This window comes from Rhodohalobacter sp., from assembly GCF_041686455.1.
Taxonomy (GTDB): Bacteria; Bacteroidota; Rhodothermia; order Balneolales; family Balneolaceae; genus Rhodohalobacter.
In genome coordinates, this window is record NZ_JAWLDW010000134.1 from 1 (window position 1) to 6777 (window position 6777).

8 protein-coding genes are annotated in these 6777 nt (G+C 41.5%); 3 read left to right on the forward strand and 5 right to left on the reverse strand.

Translation table 11 applies throughout. The features are described from left to right. Positions 1-84: 84 nt before the first annotated feature. The 3 genes from ACESM0_RS11975 to ACESM0_RS11985 all read right to left on the reverse strand — a co-directional run bounded on the left by ACESM0_RS11975 (position 85) and on the right by ACESM0_RS11985 (position 1226). A complete protein-coding gene (locus ACESM0_RS11975) occupies positions 85-540 on the reverse strand; it encodes a hypothetical protein (RefSeq protein ID WP_372906443.1) in 456 nt (151 codons plus the stop codon). 167 nt (positions 541-707) lie between these two features. Then, positions 708-1007 (reverse strand): type II toxin-antitoxin system RelE/ParE family toxin, encoded by a 300-nt coding sequence (locus ACESM0_RS11980; protein WP_372906444.1) that lies wholly within the window; start codon positions 1005-1007, stop codon positions 708-710. Between the two features lie 6 nt (positions 1008-1013). Then, positions 1014-1226, reverse strand: coding sequence for an addiction module protein (locus tag ACESM0_RS11985; protein ID WP_372906445.1), 213 nt, complete (start codon positions 1224-1226; stop codon positions 1014-1016). Positions 1227-1608: 382 nt separating this feature from the next. Between ACESM0_RS11985 and ACESM0_RS11990 the strand changes: the two genes are divergently transcribed. Then, positions 1609-3177, forward strand: a complete 1569-nt coding sequence (locus ACESM0_RS11990; protein WP_372906446.1) for a sugar porter family MFS transporter — start codon at positions 1609-1611, stop codon at positions 3175-3177. Then, positions 3174-4085 (forward strand): hypothetical protein, encoded by a 912-nt coding sequence (locus ACESM0_RS11995; protein WP_372906447.1) that lies wholly within the window; start codon positions 3174-3176, stop codon positions 4083-4085. Before ACESM0_RS11990 ends, ACESM0_RS11995 begins: the two co-directional genes overlap by 4 nt. 328 nt (positions 4086-4413) lie before the next feature. Here ACESM0_RS11995 and ACESM0_RS12000 read toward each other — a convergent pair whose 3' ends face one another. Continuing rightward, on the reverse strand, positions 4414-5361 hold the full coding sequence (locus ACESM0_RS12000) for a hypothetical protein (protein ID WP_372906448.1): 948 nt from the start codon (positions 5359-5361) through the stop codon (positions 4414-4416). 299 nt (positions 5362-5660) lie between these two features. Between ACESM0_RS12000 and ACESM0_RS12005 the strand changes: the two genes are divergently transcribed. Beyond that, entirely contained in the window at positions 5661-6137 is a 477-nt protein-coding gene (locus tag ACESM0_RS12005; protein ID WP_372906449.1) for a Dps family protein, read from the forward strand. A gap of 117 nt (positions 6138-6254) precedes the next feature. Here the strand turns inward: ACESM0_RS12005 and ACESM0_RS12010 are convergent. Beyond that, positions 6255-6777 (reverse strand): tetratricopeptide repeat protein (locus ACESM0_RS12010; protein WP_372906450.1); only part of this gene is annotated, 523 nt, incomplete at its 5' end.

Sequence of the window (6777 nt, forward strand, 5' to 3'; positions counted from 1 at the left end):
TTTGCATAGTAACACGAATATAAGCCGCTTGGCCGAAAACCCTGAGGGGCGCGCCCCTCAGGGTTACTTTTCGTGTTGCACTTATTACTTGAACTCAGAGTTCAAAAAATTTCCTCTAGGCAGATAAATGAGACTTATGTAATCATCCTGCCAATAATCAATAGCATATTTCAATGTCATACTTTGATTCTGAAGCGTTAAGTATTTTCCATTTCTGTATGTAGTATCTCGAAATGCTATTGAGTCTGTAATAATGATCTGATAATGATCAGAAGGTACTGTTTCGTGCCCTTCGTAAAACATAATATATGTATCATTTTTGATTTCAACTCCTGCCAATGAATCTTCAATACTTATATATCGCCCATCTACAACTTGAATTTCTTGCTCTTTTTTTTGTTGGATCAAGTTCTTATCAGCGTCTGTCTTTTTAGCTGGATTTATCTTAGATGATTTTGAGCACCCAAGCATAGAAAAATAGATAATTATTAGGCTCATGAAAGGAGCGCGAAAAAGAAGGTCTTGTGATATTCGATCCATTTTTACGATTTAATTTAATAAAGCCTTATAACGGTTTGGCGTTTAACCGGTTTTGTCTTTATTGACTTCCAAAGTGATAAAAAGCAGGAAATGCTGCAACTCTGAAAATCTTTATTACCGGCTATAAGCGGCAAAATCCAGTTGAAACGCTTGATAAGTTTCCACGGCTATAATCTCGACTTCCAGAAATCAGGACTTCTTTTTTGATGAAGAATTGCAAAAATGACAATGATTTCTTCTTCATCTACGAAATAGATGGAAAAAGGAAATCTGTTAGTTAGAGCTCGACGAACCCGGTCACTTTGTACAACCTGATGATGAAATGGATTGCGTTTAATTTTCGCAATTTTGGCATCAATACATCGAATAAATTCTTTACCTAATCCTGGCTCTTGATCTTCATACCATTGGTAGGAATCATCTAAATCTTCCTGTGCCTTTTCGGTAAGTATCAATGATATTGGCACGGTGGGTTAGAGATATTTTTGACGGACTTTTTCCCAGCTAGACCCTGTTTGTTTATCTTGCTCAAGTGTTTTAAGCCGTTCTTCAATAATGGCTTTGTGATGTTCTGGAACTTCCACTTCCGATGGGTCTGATGCAATTGAATCCCACAAAGCTTCGACCAAAATCAATTTTTCGCTTTTATTAAGTTGTGAAAGTTCGTCAAGTAGTGCCTTTTCCATCGTTATGGCGTTTATTAATTGTTACTTCCTAAGTTTATTAAAAACGTGGTGGAAAGCAATTCATTAAGTTGAGAAATCTGAAGAGGTTGAAAAGGAACTTAACATGTATTTATTCACCCTAAACTTAGGGCTGAAATGAATTACATAATTGTTTAAAGCTTTTAATGGGACAAATAGAAATACTGTTTGGTTAAGTAAAATTCTCTTAGTTTAAATAATTGGATCAAATGATGGTTTATATCTTTTCATGAAGAACTATCGGCTTTGTGTTCAAACATAAATGCATCTTGAATCATCTGGATAAAATCCCCATTAAATTCTCATTGTATAAAAGTTGTGAGAGCTTTAAGATAAAAGGAAATCATCACGCATAAGATCATGTATGGACAGTAGAAAAGTGTATGTAACCCGGGTGGCTTTAACGGTGGCGCTGGGCGGGTTTTTGATGGGATTCGACGCATCCGTTATCTCCGGTGTTGTACGGTTTATAGAGCCGGAGTTCGGTCTCTCAAAACTGCAGCTGGGATGGGCCGTGGGCTCGCTTACCTTAACCTCAACGTTGGGCATGCTGTTTGCCGGACCGTTAAGCGACCGTCTTGGCCGACGCACAACGCTTAAAATTGCCGCAGTACTGTTTGCTATTTCTGCTATTGCATCAGCACTGGCACAAACATTCTGGTTCCTGGTCATCGCGCGAATGCTGGGCGGGTTTGGCGTCGGTTTTGCACTGATCATTCCGCCTATGTATATCGGTGAAATTGCACCGCCCAAAATCAGGGGACGCCTGGTGAGCTTCAATCAGCTGAATATCGTGGTGGGAATTTCCGCCGCTTTTTTTACCAACTATTTGATTTTGCAGTGGGCACAGTCAGATGCGGCATGGGCTCAGGCGTTAATGATAGATGAACATACCTGGCGCTGGATGCTGGGTCTGGAAACGTTGCCGGCCCTCATATTCTTTATCGGGCTCTATTTTGTACCCAAGAGTCCGCGCTGGCAAATTATGATCGGCAACAGGGAGGACGGAGAGAATACCCTCACCCAGATTGTAGGGCCTGAGAGTGCCAAAAAGCAGGTCAGTGATATCCTGGAAAACCTCGAAGCTGATAAAGAGAAGGAGAAAGTTTCGATCAAAGAGATCTTTCATCCCTATCTGCGGTATGTGCTTCTTATTGGTGTGACTCTTGCCGTTTTGCAGCAAATTACCGGGATCAACGCTGTGTTCTTTTACGCTCCGGTCATTTTTGAACAGTCGGGAATTGGAACGGACGCCTCATTTATGCAGGCTGTACTTGTGGGATTAACCAACCTGGTGTTCACGGTATTTGCCATCATGCTGATCGACAAGCTGGGCCGAAAACCGCTTCTTATTGGTGGCCTGACAGGCATTACACTCATGATGATGCTTCTGGCCTACGGGTTCAATGCAGCAACGTACGAGCTGGATGAGGAGAGTATTCAAACCATCGAGGCTCCCGTCAACCTGGACCTTTTATCTGCGAATATGGCCAATATCACCTACGATGATGATGTTCAGTTCAGAGCCGCTCTAACCGAAACGCTGGGATCTGAGGCAGCCGTTGAGTTTGAATCCCAGATTATTACGGCCGCCATCGATATCAACCCGAAATTGATCCTATTTGCCATTTTAGGATTTGTGGCATCCTTTGCGATCTCATTGGGTCCTGTGATGTGGGTGATGTTCTCGGAGCTGTTTCCACTTCGCGTGAAAGGATTTGCGATCTCCTTTGCCGGCTTTATCAACTCAGCCATTAGCTTCCTGGTGCAGCTCGTATTCCCGTGGGAGCTGGCTACCCTGGGAAACAGCATGACCTTTTTACTCTACGGAATTTTTGCCCTGATTGGACTTTTCTTTGTCTGGAGAGTGGTTCCGGAAACGAAGAATAAATCCCTGGAAGAACTCGAAGAGCAACTGGTTGCAACATCATGAGAGACCATATGACAGCGGCGGCTCTTATACTCTTTACATTTTCACTCATTATGATTTCGTGTAATGGCAATGAGTCACAATCTAAAACTTCAAATGCTTCAATAAGCGACACTACTATGGTAGATCTTTGGAATGGCAACCGTTCACAGATTCGGCAGGTTTACGAGAAAGAGGTATTAGCCGCTGTTTTAAAGGCAACGGAAGAAGATTTTGGGCCATGGGAAATCAAGGAGACCCTCGATGAGTATCCCGGGGATGATGAAGCTCTGGTGTTTAGCGAAAAAGGTCACGATCTGTTTGTTACCATTGCCGGAAACCAGAAGTTTGAGGAAGGAGACATGATTGTGATTCCCAAGCCTATGACGAAGAATCTGTTGGGCTACAGGGTTCCGATTATTCGCGAAGGTGATTCAGAAACATTCAAAAATATCAGCAATAGGGAAGAGGTTCAGCAGCTGAAGCACGGAATTCCCGAAACGTGGAGTGACGCGGTTATTTTCCGGGAGAACGGATATCAAGTGGTTGAAGATGGAGATTTTGACGACATCTTTGTACGACTTGAGAATGACCTTTTCGACTACACTGCTTTTGGTGCAAATGAAGTAATGAGTGTTTATGAAAATCGGGCTTCACAAAGAGAAGGTTTAACCATCGATCAGAATATTCTGATATTTTATCCATTCCCGCTCGTATTCTATGTGAATCCCGATTTATCTGATCTGGCAGTCCGCGTAGAGGAGGGGATGGAACGCATCAGTGATAACGGTGAACTGGACTCCATTTTTAACCGCTACTACGGCGATATTGTTGAGAAGTTAAACCTGAATGAGCGGATCCTCTTTGAGTTAGACAATCCACTCATACCGGATGAATTCCGCGATCTAAAACCCAACCTGGGTAACCTGTAGGTCAACTCTGTATCTTTTTCTCTGATTAAGGACATAATTTCAAAGTTATTCTAATCTGAGCAAAGCCACCAATTTCCCCGCCTTATGAAGGAGTGGATTAAGGGGTGGTTGGAAATAGTTAAAATCCCCAGGAATAAATTCTATACAGTTTTTTGAACTTTATATATCATCAGTAATTAACGTTTGAATTAAATCCTGAAATGAAATATTGAAATTTTATAGAATTAAGAAACCCCTCTAAATCTCCCCTTAGGAAGGGGAGACTCTTTTCCATAATTCTTATTACGAACTGATGTAAAACTTACAGTCAGGAGGCTCTGAATTAATCCTAATCGCGGCTGTCTCCGCCAATCGACATCGGCGGATAATCACTCATTGTATATGTAACGGATGCGTTTTTGTTGATATCGGTTACTCGCATTGTGGTTTTCTCGCCACTGCCGAGATCTTCCTGGGTCATCTCCATCAGCATTCCGGCGGGATAGTTCTCCGGTACATTTCCTTTCAGATGCTTGGTTTGTTCATTGACTCGGAGCATCTTATAGATCCCTAAATCCTCGTCTTCGGTTACCCAGTACTCCATCACGCTCTCTTCATTTTCAGATCTGTATCCGCGGCAATCCAGCCCGGCGATGGTTTTGGTACCGATCTCCTCAAAGTTCTCCCATTCTTCCATTTCCTGCTCTTCCTCCTCGTCAGAGACTGTGCCTTCGTTGGATTCCATATCATCAAAATCTTCTGCAAGCATTTGAGCCTGTCTCCAGTCATAGGCGAATGAAAATTTACCATCTTCATTCTCCATCAGCATAACCATCGATTCGTTCTTCAGATCATAAATCATAAACATTTCACCTTCAGACTCATCGATCTGTTCGCCAGAGAATTTGGTTCCGGAATAGGCTTCTGCATCATTGAAATGCATTTTCATGATCATGGGTCCTTCAGAGTTGCCATTCTTCTGAACGGTTTCAACCTCCATGGTTGTGATGACATCAAACCGATACGCCTCTTCAGTGACTGCATTGCTGTTCATGGCAAATGAAACGTTTATACCATCACCTTCTGAACCAAATTCTTCACCAAAAATGGATTGCCAGCTTTTTTCTACGGCTCTTTCGGCTGCTTTCTCAACCTCATTGCTAAGTTTCTCCTCAACCTTATCCCCAGCCGCTTTCTTTGCACGGTCTTTAAGCCTGTTAAAAATCTGTCCGTCGGCTGTGGATACAAATGACAGTGACGTTAATGTGACAATTAGAAATACGATTAGTTCTCTCATATTGATTGGTTTTTTAAATTGATATTCTGATCTCTAAGCGAATATACAAGAATATTGGAATAATCAACATTCACCCTTTATTATTTGCTATCGGATTGAGATGCAGACATTTTGGGTGAAAGTGAGATCAAATAGTGAAGAAATCTATCTTTCAGAAAGAATGCGCATAGCTAAAAACCTTATTTACCGTTCGATTTTATTGATGCCCTGTATCAATAAGAAATAGGGATTTTGGAGGCTGAATTTAGTATTTTAAGTATATGTCAATGAGAATTGAAACAGTAAAATAACATAGAGATATGAGTACAGAAAACAGAATAGGTTTGGACAGTAATAAAACAAAAAAGTTAGCCGATAAACTGAATACATTATTGGCCAATTACTCAGTATTTTATCAGAATACAAGAGGATATCATTGGAACATCAAAGGGGATTCATTCTTTGTAATGCACGAAAAGTTTGAAGAGCTTTATGATGACCTCAAAATAAAAATTGATGAGGTTGCGGAGAGGGTCCTTACGCTTGGTTATACTCCAAACCACAAATACACAAAATATGTAGAAGTGTCTGAAATCACTGAAAGTGAAAAAGTGTCAGACGGAAAAGCGGCAGTGAATGAAATTCTGGAAGCGTTTAAGATAACGCTGAAAATGCAGCGTGAAATTCTTGCACTTTCCGGCGAAGCCGACGATGAAGGAACGAACGCTCTGATGAGCGACTACATCAGCGAGCAGGAGAAACTGGTTTGGATGTATGCGTCGTATGTAGGCAAATGATTTCGGAATAGAAAATCTTTAAAATTGAATGCTGTCGTGATTATTTTCGCGACAGCATTTTTAATGGAGCTTTTAATAGTGAGTAAAGTACACCGGACCCGATTCCGTTGGTACAAATCACTGTATCAAGCTCAATCCATTCATTGCTGATTCATCGCCTGGATTGGCAAGCAGTACCTTTTCAAAGAGTACTTTTGCTTCCCTGGTCCGCTGCATCATTAATTTATTCCAGGCAAAGAGCAGCAGCGAATCGTAATCAAACGGGTAGAGATTTACCGTTTTCTCGATATAACCATCAGCTCGCTCATACTGTCCCCGGTTATAATATATCAAACCAAGACGGTAGTTAACGAGACTGTTCTGCGGATCCGTTTCCAATATTTTATCATACAGTTCAATAATTTCATCCCACATGGCCATGGATGAGTAGGGATAAGCAAGCCCGAGTTTAGGTTCAATCGCATACGGCTTCAGATTAACGGCACGTCTGTAATAAATCATCGACTCGTCCATCTCACCTTTTTGATAGTGCAGCCACCCGAGTCGTAAATTCAGTTCATATGATTCAGCATCGTATACCGAATCAAGTACTTCAATAGCTGTTTCCAGATTCCCGGCATTTTCAGACTCATAACTGGCA